General features: G+C 62.6%; 13 protein-coding genes. 10 read left to right on the forward strand and 3 right to left on the reverse strand.

Annotated elements, in window-relative coordinates; translation table 11 throughout:
- The first annotated feature begins 463 nt into the window (after positions 1 to 463).
- Positions 464 to 4705 (forward strand): hypothetical protein, encoded by a 4242-nt coding sequence (locus M728_RS24515; RefSeq protein WP_034883789.1) that lies wholly within the window; start codon positions 464 to 466, stop codon positions 4703 to 4705.
- A 64-nt stretch (positions 4706 to 4769) separates the two neighbouring features.
- Here the strand turns inward: M728_RS24515 and M728_RS24520 are convergent, their stop codons facing one another.
- Positions 4770 to 5219 (reverse strand): peptidylprolyl isomerase, encoded by a 450-nt coding sequence (locus tag M728_RS24520; protein ID WP_026621219.1) that lies wholly within the window; start codon positions 5217 to 5219, stop codon positions 4770 to 4772.
- 335 nt (positions 5220 to 5554) lie between these two features.
- On the opposite strand from M728_RS24520, the gene M728_RS24525 reads away from it, so the two are divergent.
- From M728_RS24525 to M728_RS24560, 8 genes are all read left to right on the forward strand, one after another.
- Positions 5555 to 6634 carry a murein L,D-transpeptidase family protein gene (locus M728_RS24525; RefSeq protein ID WP_051440917.1) on the forward strand — a complete coding sequence of 360 codons (1080 nt, stop codon included), beginning with the start codon at positions 5555 to 5557 and terminating at the stop codon, positions 6632 to 6634.
- 1 nt (position 6635) lies between these two features.
- Positions 6636 to 7334, forward strand: a complete 699-nt coding sequence (locus M728_RS24530; RefSeq protein WP_051440918.1) for a L,D-transpeptidase — start codon at positions 6636 to 6638, stop codon at positions 7332 to 7334.
- Between the two features lie 177 nt (positions 7335 to 7511).
- Positions 7512 to 8264 (forward strand): FadR/GntR family transcriptional regulator, encoded by a 753-nt coding sequence (locus tag M728_RS24535; protein WP_026621222.1) that lies wholly within the window; start codon positions 7512 to 7514, stop codon positions 8262 to 8264.
- A 64-nt stretch (positions 8265 to 8328) separates the two neighbouring features.
- Complete coding sequence (kdgD, locus tag M728_RS24540; protein WP_026621223.1) at positions 8329 to 9234, forward strand: 5-dehydro-4-deoxyglucarate dehydratase; 906 nt, start codon at positions 8329 to 8331, stop codon at positions 9232 to 9234.
- Between the two features lie 84 nt (positions 9235 to 9318).
- Positions 9319 to 10824 (forward strand): ABC transporter substrate-binding protein, encoded by a 1506-nt coding sequence (locus M728_RS24545; RefSeq protein WP_026621224.1) that lies wholly within the window; start codon positions 9319 to 9321, stop codon positions 10822 to 10824.
- An 84-nt stretch (positions 10825 to 10908) separates the two neighbouring features.
- On the forward strand, positions 10909 to 11823 hold the full coding sequence (locus tag M728_RS24550) for an ABC transporter permease (protein WP_026621225.1): 915 nt from the start codon (positions 10909 to 10911) through the stop codon (positions 11821 to 11823).
- 3 nt (positions 11824 to 11826) lie between these two features.
- Complete coding sequence (locus tag M728_RS24555; protein WP_026621226.1) at positions 11827 to 12750, forward strand: ABC transporter permease; 924 nt, start codon at positions 11827 to 11829, stop codon at positions 12748 to 12750.
- A complete protein-coding gene (locus tag M728_RS24560; RefSeq protein WP_051440919.1) occupies positions 12747 to 14477 on the forward strand; it encodes an ABC transporter ATP-binding protein in 1731 nt (576 codons plus the stop codon). Before M728_RS24555 ends, M728_RS24560 begins: the two co-directional genes overlap by 4 nt.
- Positions 14478 to 14525: 48 nt before the next feature.
- Here M728_RS24560 and M728_RS24565 read toward each other — a convergent pair whose 3' ends face one another.
- Together M728_RS24565 and M728_RS24570 are read right to left on the reverse strand one after the other, a co-directional pair.
- Positions 14526 to 16595: an ATP-dependent helicase gene (locus tag M728_RS24565; RefSeq protein WP_026621227.1), complete on the reverse strand. Its 2070-nt coding sequence runs from the start codon at positions 16593 to 16595 to the stop codon at positions 14526 to 14528.
- Between the two features lie 183 nt (positions 16596 to 16778).
- The gene (locus M728_RS24570; RefSeq protein WP_026621228.1) at positions 16779 to 17717 is read right to left on the reverse strand and encodes a sugar-binding transcriptional regulator; all 939 of its coding nucleotides are present in this window, start codon (positions 17715 to 17717) and stop codon (positions 16779 to 16781) included.
- A 321-nt stretch (positions 17718 to 18038) separates the two neighbouring features.
- On the opposite strand from M728_RS24570, the gene M728_RS24575 reads away from it, so the two are divergent.
- Positions 18039 to 19667, forward strand: coding sequence for an ABC transporter substrate-binding protein (locus tag M728_RS24575; RefSeq protein WP_026621229.1), 1629 nt, complete (start codon positions 18039 to 18041; stop codon positions 19665 to 19667).
- Positions 19668 to 19679 lie beyond the last annotated feature (12 nt).

Consider the following 19679-nt stretch of genomic DNA (forward strand, 5'->3'; position numbering starts at 1 on the left):
CCACGAGAGCGGGATGTGCAAGCCCCACGCCTCGATCGCTTCTGCGGTCTTCGCACGCGGCGCTTGCACCGGCTCCAGCGAACTCGTCTCTGTCGGCCTACAGCGCCGTGCGTCTTTTCAGACGCACAAAGGACGCTGTAGCACTTTGAATTGCTGCATGTTTTTGTCCTTAAATCGGGTACGATTTAAGGAAACATGCAGTAGGCGCCAAGAAACTAGGGCCGTGCGGGCGCAGCCTCCGGTAGTAGCTGCAGCGTCGTGAAACTCAGGCTCGGGCAAGCCATGACCTTTAAAGCTCCAATTCCGTCCGATGGAGCTCCAATGGTCGATGCTGGTTCCAGCTTCCGGCCGGAGCAATGATGCCAGCAGCATGCTCAATGGCGTTGGAGCTGTCATAAGCACAGTTGCATCGCCCTTTCGTGCACTGGTGGCTCAACAAGCGTGCTGCGAAAGGCTTGCAGTTATGACCGTTTCTTCCCTGAGCCCCAATCAGATCAGGTCTCTTCCGAGCACAGCGATCGCTGCCTGGAGCGCGGACGACGTCGCGGGGTTGACCCCGGCACAGGTCAGTGCGCTCTCCTCTTCTCAGATTGCCGCCCTGAAAACCGACGGCGTCGCCAGACTGTCGGGCGCGCAGGTAAACGCGATACTGCCGAAGGCCATTATCGGCCTGACTCTGGACCAACTGGCGGCCCTGACGACAGACAGAATCGCAAGCCTCGCCACGCCTCAGGTTGCCGCGCTCAGCACCACACAGATCACGGCCCTGACGACGGCCCAGGCGGAGGCTCTGACGTCCTCTCAGGTTGGAAGCCTAAGCGCCGCGCAAATTGCGGCGCTTAGCACCGAAGACCTTGCGACCTTTTCGACGGCCGATATCGCAGCGATCAGCCCGGCGGCTACACGCGGGCTGTCCCTGGAAAAAATGGCCGGACTCACACTGGAGCAGATCGGCGCTCTGACGCCGGCCCAGATTGCGGCGTTGAAGCCCGACCAGATCGCCGCTTTGAACCCTTCGCAGGTCGGCGCCTTAAATGCAGCGCAGATCCGCGCCTTGAGCGCGATCCAGGTTGCTGCTCTGACGACCACCAGTATCACCGCACTCTCCACCGAACAAGTTGCCGCCCTGAACACGAAAGCGGTTCCGGGCCTGACCGCCACCCAGATCGCTGCCCTGACGCCTAGCCAAATAGACGCCTTCTCCCCCGCACAAATTGGAGCCCTGACCGCGACGCAGGTCGCGGCGCTCAGCAGCGAAGATCTCGCGACCTTCTCGACTGCGGATATCGCGGCGATCAACACGAAAGCGATGCCAGGATTGTCCGCCGCCAGCACTGCTGCTCTCACGCCGGAGCAGATTTCCGCCTTGACGCCCGTCCAGATCGCCGCACTCAAGGCTAACCAGATCGGGGCTCTGACTCCGACGCAAGCAGGTGCGTTGACGACGGCGCAGATCCGCACCCTGAGTTCGATCCAGATCGGTGCCCTGACGACCGGCAGTATTGCGGCTCTCTCGGCAGAGCAGATTGCCGCCTTGAACACGAAGGCGATCGTGGGTCTGACACCAACACAGATCGCAGGCTTCAGCACGGCCCAGGCGGAGGCCTTGACCACCTCTCAGGTCGCACGCCTGAGCGCGGCGCAGGTCGCGGCGCTCAGTTCCGACAATCTGGCAGCCTTCTCGTCCGATGATATTGCGGCGATCAGCCCGACCGCAATTTCCGGACTGTCCGGTGAGGATGTTGCCGCGCTCACCTTGGAGCAGGTTTCCGCCTTGACTCCGGGTCAGATTGCAGCGCTGAAGAGCAACCAGATCGCAGCTTTGACCCCGACACAGATCGACGTCTTGTCGGCGGCGCAGATCCGCGCCCTGAGCGCGACGCAGCTTGCTGCTCTGCCGATCGACAGGATTGCCACACTCTCGAGCGACCAGATTGCTGCCCTCAACACCAGGGCGGTCGCCGGTCTAACGCCAGCGCAGATTGCGGCCTTGACCACCACTCAGACCGAGGCTTTGACCGCCGGTCAGATTGCGAATCTCGGCTCGAAGCAGGTCGCGGCGCTAAGCGCCGCAGCCTTAGAGACCTTTTCAGCGGCCGAGATCGCGGCGATCGGCGCGACGGCAATCTCGGGGCTGGGCCCGGAGACGCTTGCCACCCTCGCCCCGGAGCAGATCGCGGCCCTGACGCCGGCTCAAATCGCGGGCCTGAAGCCGAACCAGATCGGTGCTCTTGCCCCGTTTCAGATCGGGGCCTTGACGACGGCGCAGGTCGGTGTCTTGAGCGCGGCTCAGGTTGCCGCTCTGACGGCCGACCAGATTGCGGCATTTTCGACCGACCAGATCGCCGCCCTGAGCGCGAAGGCCGTCGCCGGCCTGACTCCAACCCAGGTCGCAGCTTTGACCCCCGGCCAAGTAGACGCCTTCTCGGTCGCGCAAATCGGGGCTCTGGGCCTGGCGCAGGTGGCAGCGCTCACCTCGGAGCAGCTCGCGGCTTTTTCGGCAAACGAGATCGCGGCGATGGGGGTGAAGGCGATACCGGGACTGTCGAACGAAAATATTGCCGCACTCACACCAGACCAGGTCTCCGCTCTTACGTCGGGGCAGATCGCGGCATTGAAAGCCAGTCAGGTCGGGGCGCTCACGCCCGCGCAGGTCGACGCCTGGACGGCGACGCAGATCCGCGCCTTGAGCGCTGTACAGGTAGCCGCTCTGACGACCGACAGCGTTGCGGCACTCTCCAGCGAACAGATCGCCGCCTTGAACACGAAGGCGGTCGGGGGTCTTACTGCCGCTCAGATCGCGGCCCTGACGGCTGTCCAGTTGGAGGCCTTGACCGCCTCTCAGGTGGCAGGGCTCGGTTCGGGACAAGTCGCGGCGCTTAGCGCCGAAGACTTGGCTAGCTTCTCGATCGATGAGATCGCGGCGCTCACCGCAACAGCAATTTCCGGACTCTCCGCCGAAATTATTGCTGCACTTAGCTTGGAGCAGGTCTCTGCCCTGAAGCCGGTCCAAATCGCCGGACTGAAGGCCAGCCAGATCGCGGCCTTGACGCCCGCTCAGGTCGCGGCGCTGACGACTGCGCAGATCGGCGCCTTGACTGCTCTCCAAGTTGCCGCTCTGACGCCTGACAGTGTTGCGGCACTCTCTACCGCCCAGATCGCCGCCCTCAACACGAAGACGGTCCCGGGCTTGACCGCCGGCCAGATCGCAGCCTTGAACCCCAGTCAGGTTGACACCCTCTCCAGCGCGCAAATCGGTGCGCTCACCTCGACCCAGATCGCGGCGCTTACCACCGCACATCTGGCGACGTTCTCGACGGCTGACGTCGCCGCGATCAGCGCGGCCGCAATTTCGGGGCTCTCCAACGAAAATGTTGCCGCACTCACGATCGAGCAGGTTTCCGCCCTGACGCCGGCTCAGATCACGGGCCTGAAGCCCGCTCAAATCGCTGCCCTCACCCCTTCACAGATGAATAGCTTGACGGCAACGCAGATCGGGGCCCTGACCGCGACGCAGGTTGCGAGCCTCAGCAATGAAGAAATTGCTGCACTCTCCACCGACCAGATTGCCGCTCTCGATGCGAAGGCGGTCGCGGGTCTGACCGTTGCCCAGATTGCAGCGCTCACCACCGTTCAGATCGACGCCTTCTCCACCGCTCAGATCGGAGCACTCACCTCGGGGCAGATCGCGGCGCTTACCAACCAACACCTGGCAACTCTCTCGCCGGCCGATATCGCGGCAATCAGCACGGCCGCGATTTCGGGACTCTCCGCCGAAGGCGTGGCGGCGCTCACCTTGGAGCAGGTGTCCGCCATGACGTCCGGCCAGATCGCCGCATTGAAGGCAAGCCAGATCGAGGCGCTTAGTCCATCGCAGGTGGGCACCTTCACGGCAGCACAGATCCGCTCCTTGAGCGCTACCCAGGTAGCCGCGCTGACGATCGGCAGCATCGCTGCGCTCTCGACCGACCAGGTTGCCGCCATCGACACGAAGGCGATCACAGGACTTACTCCCGGACAGATCGCCGCCCTCACGCCCAGCCAGATCGATGCTTTCTCCACGGCGCAGATCGGAGCGCTTACCTCCACACAGGTCGCGGCGCTCGGCGCGGAAGACGTCGCAACCTTCTCGACCGCGGATATCGGCGCGATCAGCGCGACAGCCATAACGGGATTGTCTCCCGAAAATATCGCCGCGCTCGACCTTGAACAGACGGCGGCCTTGAAGCCGGCGCAGGTCGCAAGCTTCGGCTATTATCAGCTGCGTGCTTTGAGTTCCGACCAGCTTGGTGTCTTCAGCCCGGCACAGATCGGCGCCCTCAACGCACTGCAGGTCGCAGCTTTGGGTACCGACAAGATCACCGCACTCTCCGCCGATCAGATTGCCGCCCTCGATCCGAAGGCGGTTGCGGGCCTCACCGCTGCACAGATCGGGGCCTTGACCACTGCTCAAGCCGAGGCCCTGACCCCTTCACAGGTTGCAAGCCTCAGCGCAGCGCAAGTCGAGGCGCTGGGCACAGAGGATCTCGCGACCTTCTCGACGGGCGATATTGCGGCAATCAGGCCGGCCGCAATCTCCGGCCTGTCCAGGACAGATATTCTAAGCCTCAGGCGCGATCAGTTGCAGGCCATCACCACACCGCAGGTCGAGGCGATGGATTCCAGGCAAATCGCGGCAATAATCGCGGCCTATGAGGCATTCTGATCAGCGACACGCGCTTGGTATTTCAGCGGCATGCGTAGCGTCTGAGCTCTGAAAATTGCATGGTTCAGCGCTGTTGGCCATCCGCCGATTTGCCGAGGACTTCGACGACCATGACGTCGAAGACCAAGTCCTGGCCAGCAAGCGGGTGATTGGCGTCCACTGTCACCTGCTCGTCGTCGACCTCCGTAACGGTAACGGCCATCTGCCGGCCGTCACCCGCCTTTCCCTGGAGTCTGGCCCCGACCGCGACCCCTTCGGGGACCACCGAGCGCGGCACTGTCTGTACCTTGGAGTCGTCGTGAGGGCCATAGGCGTCCTCGGCGGGGATGGTGACCGTGTTCAATTCTCCGACGGCCATGCCGCTGATTTGGCGATCAAGCCCGGGAATGATCTCGCCCGCGCCGACCTGGAATTCCAGCGGCTCGCCGCCTTGAGAAGAATCGACCGCGGAGCCGTCCGCCAGCTTGGCGGTGTAGTGAATGCGAACGACGTCGCCGTTCTTTACTTCGGTCATGTCTTGCTCTCGATTTGTGCTTGAGGAAAATTGCGGTCGCAGGCCTGAGAGACCCTTTGCACCGGGCGATCTGCCGCCATGCCGGCAGCAATGTCAGCAAAAACCTAGAGCACCGGACACAAATGTAAACCGCAGGCGACGCGGATGCGTCTGGGCACAAGCAGGACTCGCGGGCGATGGCATCGATACGACTCATAAACTAATCGTGACCTCAGCAGGTCTTCAAACGATCGTGTACGTATGATTAACGGACGTTTAACGCCTTCTCGGGAAACGTGCGTAGTAGTTTTTGCTTGCAGCTTTCTAACTCGATTCCAACCGACAGAGCCTCCAGCATGCGTTTGCTTTTCAAACTCGGCCATCCAGCCCTAGCCGCGTCCCGCCGTATTCTGTGTCGCGCCCTCGCGATCGCGGCGATCGGTGCCGCGTTGTCCGGATGCATCGGCATGGGCCTGGAGGATCTATCCAAGGCACCGCCGCAGCTCTCGCGGAAGGTCGTGGCAGAGATGTCGAAAAAGGGGATGAAGCCGGAAAGTCCGGTGCTCGTCCGCATCTTCAAACAGGAAAGCGAGCTCGAAGTCTGGAAGGTCGACAGGACCGGCACCTATGCGCTGTTCAAGACCTATCCGATGTGCCGATGGTCGGGCAAGCTCGGGCCGAAGAGGAAGGACGGCGACCGTCAGGCACCTGAGGGCTTCTACCACGTCTCCGCCCGCATGCTTAATCCGAACTCGCAATACTACGTCTCCTTCAACCTCGGCTATCCGAACCGGCTGGAATCCGCCTTGGGGTACTCGGGGGAGGCACTGATGGTGCACGGGGCCTGTTCGTCCGCCGGCTGCTATGCCATGACCGACCAGGGTGTGGGCGAGATCTACGCCATCGTTCAGAAGGCGCTTGCGGGCGGGCAGGAGCGTTTCCAGGTCCAGGCCTATCCGTTCCGGATGACGGCGGAAAACATGGCGCTGCACAAGGGTGATGAGAACATGCCGTTCTGGCGGACCCTGAAGGAGGGATACGATTGGTTCGAGTTGACCAGACGGCAGCCCAAGGTGTCGGCCTGCGGACGTCGTTATGTCTTCAACGCCGAGTTCGAGGGTGGCGAGCCGCGTGATCCCCTCGCCGCATGTCCGGCCGTAGTGACGCAGCCCGAGCCGCAGTTCGTCGCGAAGCTCGACGCGGAAAGGCAGAAGGTCGATGCGGCGCTCAAAGAGGATAAAGCGGTTCCGGTGAGTGCCTATGTCGACGGCGGCATGCATCCAAGCTTCCGCGAGCTCCTGAAGAAGAACGGTCCCGAAAAGATGGCCGCGACCATCTCCCAGACGAAATATCCGGTCAGCCGGCCGGACGCAGCCTTGGCTGATCCGTTTTCCGGATCGACGAAATGGAACGCGAGGACTTCAATTGTTCAATGAGATGTTCAGCCGCCGTGCGTTCATGTTCGGTGCGGGCAGCGTAGCGGTGACGACGCTGGCGGGCTGTACGACGACGCCCGCGCCGAGGGTCGCTGCCGCACCGCTGCCCGTAGACACGTCCCTCTATGCAAGCATGTACGGGCCCCAGCCGAACGAGCTGTTCCCGCTGCCGGCGGTACCCTATGAGAAGATCGAACCCCGCTTCTACCGGCAGATGGTCGCAAACCCGACCGGTGAGCGTCCGGGAACGCTGGTCGTCGATACCGCGAACCATTTCCTCTACCTGACCTACGAGAACGGTCAGGCCATGCGCTACGGTGTCGGCCTCGGTCGCGCCGGGTTCGAGTGGGCCGGCAGGGGTGTCATCCAATACAAGCGGCAATGGCCGCGCTGGACACCCCCTGACGAGATGGTCGCGCGTCAGCCCGACCTCCAGCCCTACAGCATCGCAAATGGCGGCATGGAGCCCGGATTGACCAATCCGCTCGGAGCGCGCGCCCTTTATATATTCCAGAACGGCGTGGACACGCTCTACCGCATTCACGGATCGCCCGAATGGTGGACGATCGGCAAGTCCGTGTCTTCGGGCTGCGTCCGCATGATCAACCAGGATGTGGTCGATCTCTACAACCGGGTTCCCAACGGCACCCCGATCGTCGTCACCAGCCTTGCCGGAGCCGAACTGGAATACGCGGCGTAGGATCTCGCTGGATGAGCTTGCCCCTGTGCGGTCCGCGTTGTTGTAGCCGCCGCGACCTAGCCTCGACCGGAAGTCGTAAGATGTCTCCAGGCTGATTCGCAGGATTTCATAGGATGAGCTGGCTTTTGGTGCCGGCTCCGGCTATGGATGGTCTGCGATGTAAAGTCTGGAGGAATCATGCAGCAGGCCGAACAGCGAATGCCCCGCAGGTCACTTGCGTCACAGGTCGCGGATGCGCTGCGCGGACAGATCGAAGCCGGCTTTTATGCGCCCGGCGACAAGCTTCCGACAGAACCCGCGCTCATTGACCGGTTCGGTTTCAGCCGCACGGTGATCCGGGAGGCGATCGCCGCGCTGCGCGCCGACGGCCTGGTGGAATCGCGGCAAGGCGCAGGCGTCTTCGTCATCGGCCCGAAACCCGCCGATGAAAGCTTGAAACTGTTCACGGACGAGACGGACAAGATCTCCGACATCATCGAGGAACTCGAGTTGCGCATCGGCATAGAAGTCGAAGCGGCCGGTCTTGCCGCGGCACGGAGCTCGCCCGCACAAGAGGCCGAAATCCAGGCGCAGGTCGAGAGATTCGCCGATCTCGTCGCGGAGGGCAAGCCCACCGACGACGCGGACTTCCAGTTCCACATGGCAATCGCCACCGCCACGAACAACGCGAGATTCAGGGCCTTTCTCGAGCATGTCGGCCGCCGGATGATCCCGCGGGTGAAGTTCAAGACGGTGATGGGCGGCGTCGATCCGCTGCCCAACCGCGACCAGCCGATCCTTGAGGAGCACCGCGAAATCGCCGAAGCGATCCTCGCCCGCGATCCGGAGAAGGCGCGCGAGGCGATGCGCCGGCACCTCGTCACCGGAATCAAGCGCTATCGTTCATTGATGATCCGCCGCTCGACCGGCAATCGCGAGAAGGGCGATTGACTCGTCGCAAAAGTCATCATATGAATTTCCCACGACATCATATCAATTCGTGGGAGGAATTCCTTTGTCGCCAGATGAAATCAAGTCGCGCATCGGCTCGGGCCTGCTGTCGTTTCCGGTTACGCACTTCAACGACGACTTCAGCCTCAATCTCAAGAGCTACCGCGAGCACGTTGCTTGGCTCTCCGGTTTCGGAGCGGCGGCACTCTTTGCGGCCGGAGGTACGGGCGAATTTTTCTCGCTCTCGCCCGAGGAGGTCGGCAAGGTTACCCGCGCGGCGAAGGAAGCTTCCGGCGACGTGCCGATCATTGCCGGTTGCGGCTATGGCACTGAGCTCGCCAGGGAGACCGCCCGCCATGCCGAGGCCGCCGGCGCCGATGGTCTTCTGCTTTTGCCGCACTATCTCATGGAGGCGCCGCAGGAGGGCATCTACCGGCATGTCAAAGCCGTATGCGAATCCACCGGTCTTGGGGTCATCATCTACAATCGCGCCAATTCGGTCGCCAATGCCGAGACCGTAGCCCGTCTCGCCGATGCCTGCCCGAACCTCATCGGCTTCAAGGACGGCACCGGCAAGGTTGATCTCGTCCGCCACGTGACGGCGAAGCTCGGCGACCGGCTCACCTATATCGGCGGCATGCCGACGCATGAGCTCTTCGCGGAGGGCTTCAACGGCGTCGGCGTCACGACCTATTCTTCTGCCGTCTTCAATTTCGTGCCGAAACTGGCGCAGCGCTTCTACAAGGCGATGCGCGCGAGCGACCGGGCGACCATGGAAGAGATCCTTCACCGCTTCTTCTTCCCCTTCGCGGTGCTGCGCGATCGCGAGCAGGGCTATCCGGTTTCGATCATCAAGGCCGGTGTCCATCTCATCGGGCGGACGCCCGGTCCGGTGCGCCCGCCGCTGACGGACCTGAAGCCTGAGGAGAAGGAAGTGCTGCGGGAACTCATCGAGAAGGCCGCAGCCTGATCGGAGCTCTCGGCAGTCCGGCGGACGAATGGGACGAGGTGTCCGCCGGAGAGGCCGAAATTCAAAACACCAAGGGAGGAAAACATGAAGAGATCAAGTGTTCTTGCAATAGCGTCCGCCGCCCTGATGACGGCCGCGTCATCGGCGATGGCGCAGGCGTCAGAAGAAATCCGCATCGTTTTGCCGGAGCAGCCGGCAAATCTGGAGCCCTGCGGCACCATCATCACCAATGTCGGTCAGATCCTCAGCCAGAACGTGGTCGAGCCGCTGACGGTGATCGATCCGAAAACCGGACAGCCGCAGCCGAAGCTTGCCACCGAATGGACCCAGGTCGATCCGGTAACCTGGCGGCTCAAGCTGCGCGACGGCGTGAAATTCCAGGACGGCTCGGAATTCAATGCGCAAGCCGTCGTCTTCTCGATCAACCGGATGACCGGCGGCAAGCTCACCTGCAGCAACATCGCCAAATTCGGCGATGCGAAGCTGACGGTCACAGCCGTCGACGATCTCACCGTCGAGATCAAGTCGGATAAACCGCAACCGATTCTTCCGACGCTGTTGAGCGTGGTCATGGTCGTTTCGCCGAAGACGCCGGAGGACAAGGCCGTCAACGATCCGGTTGGGACCGGCCCCTTCAAGCTTTCGACCTTCTCGCCTGAGACCGTCGTGCTCGATGCCTTCGACGGCTATTGGGGTCAGAAGCCGGAGTTTACCAAGGCGACCTATGTCTGGCGTCCGGAATCCTCGATCCGCGCCGCCATGGTCGAGACCGGCGAAGCGGACCTGACGCCGTCGATCGCCATTCAGGATGCGAGCAATCCGGAAACGGACTTCGCCTATCTGAACTCGGAAACGACCGCTATCCGCATCGACACGGCCCAGCCGCCGCTTGACGATCTACGCGTGCGCAAGGCGCTCAATCTTGCGATCGATTGGGAAGGTCTCGCTCAGCTCTTCGGCGATGACGTCAAGCGCGCGTCGCAGATGGTCGTTCCTGGCATCAACGGCCATGACGAGGCGCTAGAAGCGTGGCCTTACGATCCGGAAGAGGCAAAGAAATTGCTCGAGGAGGCCGCGGCAGACGGCGTTGCCGTCGACACCGAGATCAAGCTCATCGGCCGCAACGGCATCTATCCGAACGGCGCCGAGGCGATGGAAGCCATGATGACGATGTGGCAGGCGGTGGGTCTCAACGTCAAGCTCACCATGCTCGACGTCGCCGACTGGCTCAGATATCTGCAGAAGCCCTTCCCGGAGGAGCGCGGCGCCAACCTCCTGCAGATGATGCACGACAACAACAAGGGCGACGCGGCCTTCACCATCCCGATCTTCTATCGTTCGAGCGGCAATTATTCGACGCTCGCCGATCCCGCCCTCGACAAGGAGATCGACGCGGCGCTCGCAGCCACCGGCGAAGACCGCACGAAGAGCTTCAAGGCGATCTTCGACAAGACGCGCAAGGAGGTTGTCGCGGACATCCCGATGTTCCACATGATCGGCTATACGCGCGTCGGCGCCAGGCTCGATTGGAAGCCGGATATCACGACCAACAGCGAAATCCCCTTGGCCAATATCCGCCTCAAGGACTGATCGATCGGACCCGCAGGGTGGCCGATGCCACCCTGCGATCCCGTCTGAAATGCTTCTGCGCGATACCTTCGAAGGGCATCGGAAATGTTCAGCTATATAGGGCGCCGCGCGTCCCACAGCATCCTGTCGGTCCTCGGCCTATTGACGCTGGTCTTCTTTCTGACGCGGCTTACCGGCCACCCCTCAGCCTTGTACCTGCCGCTCGACGCGACGGCCGAGGCGCGAGCCGCATTCGCAAAATTGAACGGGCTCGACCAGCCAATTCCGTGGCAGTTCGTCGAATACCTCAAGGACCTGCTGCAGCTCGATTTCGGCCAGTCGCTGCGCCAGAACCGCTCGGCGATGGAGGTCGCGCTTCAGGCTTTTCCCGAGACGCTGAAGCTCGCATTCGTCGCGATCACGCTCTCGTCGGCCCTGGCGATCCTCGTCGGTTCACTTGCGGCAGCGCGCCCCGGCAGCCTCTTCGATCGCATTGCCAGCGTCGCCTCTCTCGCCGGCGCAAGTGCTCCGGATTTCTGGGTCGCCATTGTCGGCATTCTTGTCTTCGCAGTCGGCCTCGAGCTCTTGCCGACTTCCGGCACCGGAAGCTGGGCTCACTGGGTCATGCCGATCCTGGTGCTGACGCTTCGCCCCTTCGGGCTGCTGGTCCAGGTCGTGCGCGGAGCCATGCTGTCGGCGCTGGCCTCCCCCTATATCAAGACGGCCCGCGCCAAGGGCGTGCGCCGAACGAAGATCATCTTCGGCCACGCGCTCCGTAACTCGCTGCTGCCCGTCGTGACCGTCGCCGGCGATCTCGCGACGAGCCTCGTCAACGGCGCCGTCGTGGTCGAGTCGATCTTCGGCTGGCCGGGCATCGGCAAGCTGATGATTGATTCGATCATCCAGCGCGATTTCGCCGTCGTCCAATCGACGATCCTGGTCACGGCGACGGCCATCTTCATCCTGAACATCGCGATCGACCTGCTCTATGCGTTTCTCGATCCGCGCATCCGGTATTGAGCCATGACGATCATTACTCCCGACAGCCGAGCGTCTGCAGGTGCGAGCAAGCCTCGAGTCCTGCTCGCCTATCTGAAACGAGACAGGCTGGCGCTCGCGGCAGCCATTTTCTTGGCGATCCTTGTGCTCGCCGCCCTCCTTGGTCCTTGGCTAGTAGGCGACGCCGCCTCGCGGCTGGGCTTGCGCCAGCGCAATCTCGCTCCTTTCGCTTTCGAGCACGGCTGGATCTACTTTCTCGGTGCCGATACGCTCGGCCGACCGGTTCTGGCGAGGCTGATCGTCGGCGCCCAGAACACGCTCGGCATCGCTGCGGCGGCCGTTTTCACATCCATGCTCATCGGCGGCACGCTCGGCCTTGTCGCAGGCTATTCCGAGCGCTGGTACAGCCATCTGATCCTCCGCCTCGCAGACGTAGTGATGAGCTTTCCGTCGCTTCTTTTGGCGCTGATCGTGCTTTACACGCTCGGCCCCAGCATCACCAATCTCGTGATCGTACTCGCCATCACGCGCATGCCGATCTATCTCAGAACCGCGCGCGCCGAAGTCTTGGAGCTGCGCGAGCGCATGTTCGTCAGCGCGGCCCGCTCGATGGGGGCCGGACCCGCCCGCATCCTCCTGAGGCACATCGCACCACTCGTCCTGCCGACCCTGGTGACGATCTCGGCCATCGATTTCGCGACGGTCATCCTGTCGGAATCGGCGCTGAGTTTCCTCGGCCTCGGCATACAGCCGCCGGACTTCACCTGGGGCGCGATGGTGGCGAACGGGCGCGGCTATCTCGCAACTGCCTGGTGGATCGCCTTCTGGCCCGGCCTTGCCATCATGCTGACGACGCTGTCCCTCAACATCCTTTCGAACTGGGCGCGAACCGTCGCCGATCCGCAACAACGCTGGCGTCTGCAGACTTTGCGAAAGGCCGCCCGATGAAGAACGCACGCAATCCCATTCCGAAGGGCGAGGGGGCCATTTTGAAGGTCGAGGGGCTCACGGTCGATTTCCTCTCGAACGACGACCCGGTCCGCGCCGTCGACAACGTCTCCTTCCACGTCGACCGCGGCGAGACGCTCGTGATCCTCGGCGAAAGCGGCTCGGGCAAGAGCGTCAGCACCAGCACGGTAATGGATCTCATCGACTGCCCGCCGGGCGATATCGTCTCCGGATCCTGCGTCTTCGACGGTACCGAGCTCTCTCGCCTCGATGCGGAGGCCCGCCGCGACATCAACGGCCGGCGGATCGCGATGATCTTCCAGGATCCGCTCGCCTATCTCAATCCGGTCTATACCGTCGGGCGGCAGATCGCGGAGGTGTTCGAGAGCCATGACGCGGCACGCGGCAGGCAAGCACGCACCAACGCAATAGAACTGCTTAGGCGCGTCGGCATCCCCGAGCCGGAAAGCCGGGTGGATTTCTACCCGCACCAGTTCTCCGGGGGGCAGCGCCAGCGCGTGATGATCGCCATGGCGATCGCGCTCAAGCCCGACATCCTGATCGCCGACGAGCCGACGACGGCGCTCGACGTCAGCGTTCAGGCGCAGATTCTCGATCTCTTGCGCGACCTCCAGCGCGAGACCGGCATGGCGCTCGTCATGATCACCCATGATCTCGAGGTTGCCGCATCCATGGCAGACCGGGTCATCGTCATGAATGGCGGAAAGGTTGTGGAATCCGGTCTCGCCCGAGAGGTGTTCAGCAATCCGCAGCACGCCTATACGCGCCGCCTGATCGCCGCACTCCCCCATGGCGAGGCGGCGGAAACATCGCACAGACGATCGGCGAAGGTCACAGGCGAAACGCTTCTCAAGGTGGAGCATCTGACGAAGGAATATGTGCTTGCATCCGGAGCATTCGCCGGCAAGCGCTCGTTCAAGGCAGTGGACGACGTCAGTTTCGAAGTGAGGAAAGGCGAGACGCTCGGCATCGTCGGGGAGTCCGGCTCAGGCAAGTCGAGCATTGCTCGCATTCTGCTCAGGCTGAACGATCCGAGCTCCGGCAAGGCGATCTATGCGGGCGAGAACATCTTCGAGATGAGTGGGAAGCAGCTCGTCGCATTTCGGCGAAAAGTCCAGATGGTTTTCCAGGATCCCTACGGCTCCATGAACCCGCGCATGAACATCCAGGCGATCATCTCCGAGCCCTGGGCGATTCACCGCGATCTCCTGCCCCGGAGCCGGTGGCGCGATCGGGTGGCGGAGCTTCTGGACCTGGTCGGCCTAAAGCCGGAGCACGCCGAGCGCTACCCGCACCAGTTTTCCGGCGGACAACGGCAGCGCATCGCCATTGCCCGGGCGCTTGCGAGCGAGCCGGAACTGATCGTTTGCGACGAGGCGGTCTCCGCGCTTGATGTCTCGATCCAGGCACAGGTGATCGATCTTCTGGCCGACCTTCGCACGAGACTCGGCCTCTCCTATATCTTCATCACCCATGACCTGCCGATCGTGCGCCATTTCGCCGATCGGATCCTGGTGATGAAGCAGGGAAAGATCGTCGAGGAGGGCCCGACCTCGGCCTTGTTCGGCGCGCCGCAACACGAATACACCCAAAGCCTAATCAGGGCCGTGCCGAAGCCGAAATGGCTCACGCCGGATGAAGCGCCGTCGGCCGCGCCAGGCGAGCTTCGAGCGCGGCGGGCGAGAAACGGCGGCATGGCGGGATGACACCTCACCGGAACCTGATTGCCGGCCAGATGCCACAGTGAAAGGACCTCACTTCCACATGGATCGCATTCGTGCTCCGACATCGACCCGGACCTGCCGGGCGCTGCGCTCGCCGGCAGTCGCTTTCACCTTCGGCCAATGCGAGGTTTCGAAGAACTGGAGCAGCGTCGCCGGTATGAACCGGGTGCGTGACGCATAGACGTGTCTGTCTCCCAGCGCGTTTTGCCCGCCGGTGAAGAATCGCTGCGGCGTCAGAAGCGTGAGGCTGTCGCGAGCCCGCGTCATGCCGACATAGAGTAGCCGCCGTTCCTCTTCGAGCTCGGCGCTGCTGCCGGCCCCAAGATCGGAGGGAATGCAGCCGTCGACGACGTTGAGCATGAAGACGGAGCGCCACTCCTGGCCCTTGGCCGAATGGATCGTGGAAAGGATGAGATAGTCCTCGTCCAGTAGCGGCACGCCGGCCTGATCGCTGGTGGCGTCCGGCGGGTCGAGCGTGAGTTCCGTGAGAAAGCGCTCCCGGCTCTGATAGCCGCCGGCGATCTGCTCGAGTTGGAGGAGATCGGCCTTGCGGGTGTCGGCATCCTCGTGGATGCGGTCGAGATGCGGTTCGTACCAGGCGCGGGCAAGGGCGATCTCTCCTGGCCAGTCCGCTCCGGACCTCCTCAGGCCCGACAGGAGCGTGATGAACCTGGTCCAGTCTTCACCGGTCTTCGGGGGAGGGGGGATCTCGGCGAGCGACAGGAGAGGCTCTGGATCTTCGGTGATCGTGTCGAGGATCTTTCCGGCTGTCAGCGGGCCGATCCCGGGCAGCATCTGAAGAAGGCGGAAGCCGGCAACGCGATCGCGCGGGTTCTGGGCGAAGCGAAGGACCGCCAGCAGGTCCTTGACGTGAGCGCTGTCCAGGAACTTCAGACCGCCGAATTTTACGAAGGGGATGTTCCGTCGGGTCAGTTCGACTTCCAATGTGCCGCTATGGCTGGACGAGCGGAACAGCACGGCCTGTTGCTTCAGCCGAATTCCGACCTCGCGGTTCGCCAGAACCTGTTCGACGATATAGTTCGCCTGATCGGTCTCGTCCTTTACGGTGACGAGAAGGGGGCGCTGTTCCGATTGCCGATCCGTCCAGAGGTTCTTGGTGAAGCGCTCGCGGGCGAGGTCGATGACGCCATTGGCGGCGGCGAGGATCGGCTGCGTCGAGCGGTAATTGCGGTCGAGCGTGATGACGTCCGCCGGCCGCGGGGAGAACTCCTTCGGGAAGTCGAGGATGTTGCGCACCGTCGCGGCCCTGAAGGAATAGATCGACTGTGCATCGTCGCCGACGACCGTGAGGCCGCGACCGGCGGGTTTCAAAGATATCAGGATCGAGGCCTGGAGGCGGTTCGTGTCCTGATACTCGTCGACGAGGATGTGGTCGAAGCGCCTGCCGACGTCGCCGGCGAGCTCCGGATCGGAGACCATCTGCGCCCAGTAGAGCAGCAGATCGTCGTAATCGAGGACGTTTTGCGCCTGCTTGGCTTCGACATATCCGGTGAAGAGTTGCTTGAGCTGCTCTTCCCACCCGGCCACCCACGGGTAGGAGGACTTCAGCACCTCGGTGATCGAGCTCTCCGAGTTGACGACGCGCGAATAGATGGCGAGGCAGGTGCTCTTCGTCGGGAAGCGGCTCTCCGACTTCGAGAAGCCCAGTTCATGGCGGACGAGATTCATCAGGTCCGCCGAATCTTCGCGATCGTGAATGGTGAAGTCGACATTCAAGCCGATCTGCTCCGCATAGATGCGAAGAAGCCGCGCGCCGATCCCGTGAAACGTTCCAGCCCAGGCGAGTGCATCCGTCATGATAGAGGCGTTGTCACCGAGAACCTGCCGGCAGATCCGCTGCACGCGGCGCGCCATCTCGGATGCGGCGCGTCTGGAAAAGGTCATGAGGAGGATCCGGCGGGGATCTGCGCCATTGACGATCAGATGCGCCACGCGATGGGCAAGTGTATTGGTCTTGCCGGAGCCGGCGCCGGCGATGATGAGAAGAGGTCCGCCGATCTCGCCGTCTGCAAGACCGATACCGTGTTCGACCGCTTCTCTCTGACGCTCGTTGAGTTTTTCCAGATAGGCCGCGCTCATGCTTCCCTTCGCTTCTGCTTTCCCCATGCGCAAAATCTCAAGAATCGATCTCTCGGCGTCGACGCGCGACCGAATCACCCGAGCGCCAGGAACAAAGCTGGAACATAATCCCACCCCCACAAGTTGGAAAGTGCATGCAGGCGAAGCCAACCGCTCGCACAGGCGCCAGCATCCGAGCGCTCGCTAAGAGGAGGACAGCATGGCTTTCGCGCTCTCTGCGTCGGTGATGATGATCGTCGCCAGCCTTGCTCTCGCCAGCGCCAGCAGAATATCGCGTTTGTGCGGGCCGCCGGAGGCAACAATGCGGCAAGGAACCCGGCGATAGTCGTCCAGTTCCGGCGAAAGCACCTGCCTGTTCAGCGGATGATCGACCGGCTTGCCTTCAGCGTCGAGGTAGCGGCCCAAGAGGTCGCCGACTGCACCGACGGCGATGAGGTCGGCGACATTCGTCCCCTCGGGCAGGCCGTAGCGCACCTGCAGCGATTGCTGCGAAACGTCGCCGGCGCTGAGATAGGAAATGTCGACGTCGCAGGTCTGGCGGAAAATCTTTCGGAACACCGATTGGGCGATGATCGCTTCCCGCGATTCCGGGCTTTCGGCATAGATCGGGGCCGCGAAATAATGGCACTGCGCCTTCAGAACCTCGGCGAAGCCGCGGACGATCTCGAAGGTGTTGATCTCCGAGCCGTGCGTCAGGCCGCCCATCATCGAGCGCACGTCGATCTCCGGCTCGTTGGCGGGCGTCATGTGCTGCATCGTCTCGCGCAGCGTCGCGCCCCAGCCGACGCCGATCGACGCGGGTTTCCGGGACTGGATCAGGCGGTCCAGATAGGCGGCAGCGCCGCGGCCGATCACGGAATGCAGTTGGCGCGGGTCAGCCGGGGTCGGCACGACCACAGCGTCTTTCAATTCGAAATGGTCGCGCAACCGCGATTCGAGTTCGACATTTTCAGCGAGCGGCGAACTGAAGCTGATGCGGACGATGCCCTCTTCCAGCGCCGCTGCGAGAAGCTCGTTCACGCGGCGACGCGTGAGATGCATGCGTTCGCCGATCTCGGCCTGTGTCAGCCCCTCCACGTGATAGAGCCAGGCGGCTCTGACCATTAAGTCCTGCTGCCCCATGCAGTTCGGTTCCCCATTGTTACAAACGTCACAAGTATGTAACATATGTAAACTAAGTGGCTGTCAACGACATTATGTTGGGCTCTATCCCATGACGGCAGTTTCCCGGATTTCCGATTGCGATGCTGTGCTGACGCCCGTCAGGCTACCGCGCAGGATCGCGTGCCGAAGGGGCGGCGCGCTGCCAAGTCCTTCATTGCCTCTGTCCCTGTCACCGAAGCTTCACCGAAACACCAGGAAAACGACGCATCGCCGCGCCTACAAGCGACCTTGAACGGTCTCTGCCGCGGGATGCTCACTCTATCATTGAAGGAGGTTTCTATGCTTTCGATTAGTCGGCGCGGCGCGCTTGGTCTCATTGGCGCGACTGCAGGCAGCATGGTCCTGCCGCGCTTCGCTTTGGGCCAGGGCAAGCGCCCCTCCGTCACGATTGCGGTGCAGAAGATCACCATCAACAATACGCTCGATGTCTGGAACGAAACGTCGAATGTCGGCGAGCGCGTGTTCTTTCCGAACCTCTGGGAAGGCCTGATCCTGCGCGACTGGATGGGCAATCAGGGCCCGGTCCCGGGCCTTGCGACGGAATGGAAGCGTATCGACGACAAGACGCTCGAGCTGAAGGTGCGTCAGGGCGTGAAGTTCCACAATGGCGACGAATTGACGGCCGACGACGTCGTGTTCAGCTTTTCGGCGCAGCGCGTCTTCGGCAATACCCAGCCGGCAGGCGGCAAGACGATCTTCGAGGACGAGCACAAGCCGGCGAATGCCAAGGAGCTGCCGGCAATCGTCCCGGGCACCGGCCGCCGCCTGTGGCCGGCGCTCGCCGGCGTCGAGGCCGTCGACAAATATACCGTCCGCTTCCACAATGCGACGCCGGACGTCACCATCGAGGGCCGCCTTTACGCCTTCGGCAGCCAGATCGCCAATCGCCGCGCCTGGGACGAGGCCAAGACCTATATCGATTGGGCGCGCAAGCCGATCACCACCGGCCCCTACATGGTCGGCGAGCACAAGCCCGATGTTTCCTTGACTCTCGTCGCCTTCGACGACTATTGGGGCGGCCGTCCGCCGCTCGAAGAAATCCGCTTCGTCGAGGTTCCTGAAGTTTCCTCGCGCGTGAATGGCCTGCTTTCCGGCGAGTACGACTTCGCATGCGACCTGCCGCCGGATCAGATCGCCGCCGTTCAGGGCACGGCCGGTTACGAGGTGCAGGGTTCCACCATCCACAATCACCGCATCTCGGTGTTCAATATCCAGAACCCGATCCTTCAGGATCCGCTGGTCCGTCGCGCCATGACCCATTCGATCGACCGGCAGGCAATCGTCGAGGCACTCTGGGCGGGCCAGACGACCGTTCCGGCCGGTCTTCAATTCCCCTTCTACGGCGACATGTTCATCGAAGGCTGGGCGGTTCCGGAATATAACCCGCAGCTCGCCAAGGATCTTTTGAAGCAGGCGAATTACAAGGGCGATGCGATCCCCTTCCGTCTTCTCAACAACTACTACACGAACCAGACCGCCAACGGTCAGATCATGGTCGAGATGTGGCGGCAGGTGGGGCTCAACGTCGAGATCGAGATGAAGGAGAACTGGGGACAGATCCATGATCCGTCGGGCGTCAAGGGCGTGCGCGACTGGTCGGCCGGTGCCGCATTCGGCGACCCCGTCTCCTCGATCGTCGCGGGTTTCGGCCCCAACGGCGAGGCCCAGCAGAAGAAGGACTGGACGAATGCCGAGGCCAACCAGATGGCCCAGATTCTCGAAACCAGCACCGATCACGCCAAGCGCAAGAAGGCTTTCGCCCGCATGCTCGAGATCTGCGAGCGCGAAGACCCGGTCTACCAGGTGCTGCACCAGAACGCGGTCTTCACCGGCGTGAAGTCCTCGTTGAAGTGGAAGGCGGCGCCCGCCTTCGCAATGGACTTCAGGGCCTCCAACTGGGCCGGCTGAGGCAGCCCCGGC

This window comes from Ensifer sp. WSM1721 (assembly GCF_000513895.2).
In the GTDB taxonomy this organism is placed as follows: Bacteria; Pseudomonadota; Alphaproteobacteria; order Rhizobiales; family Rhizobiaceae; genus Sinorhizobium.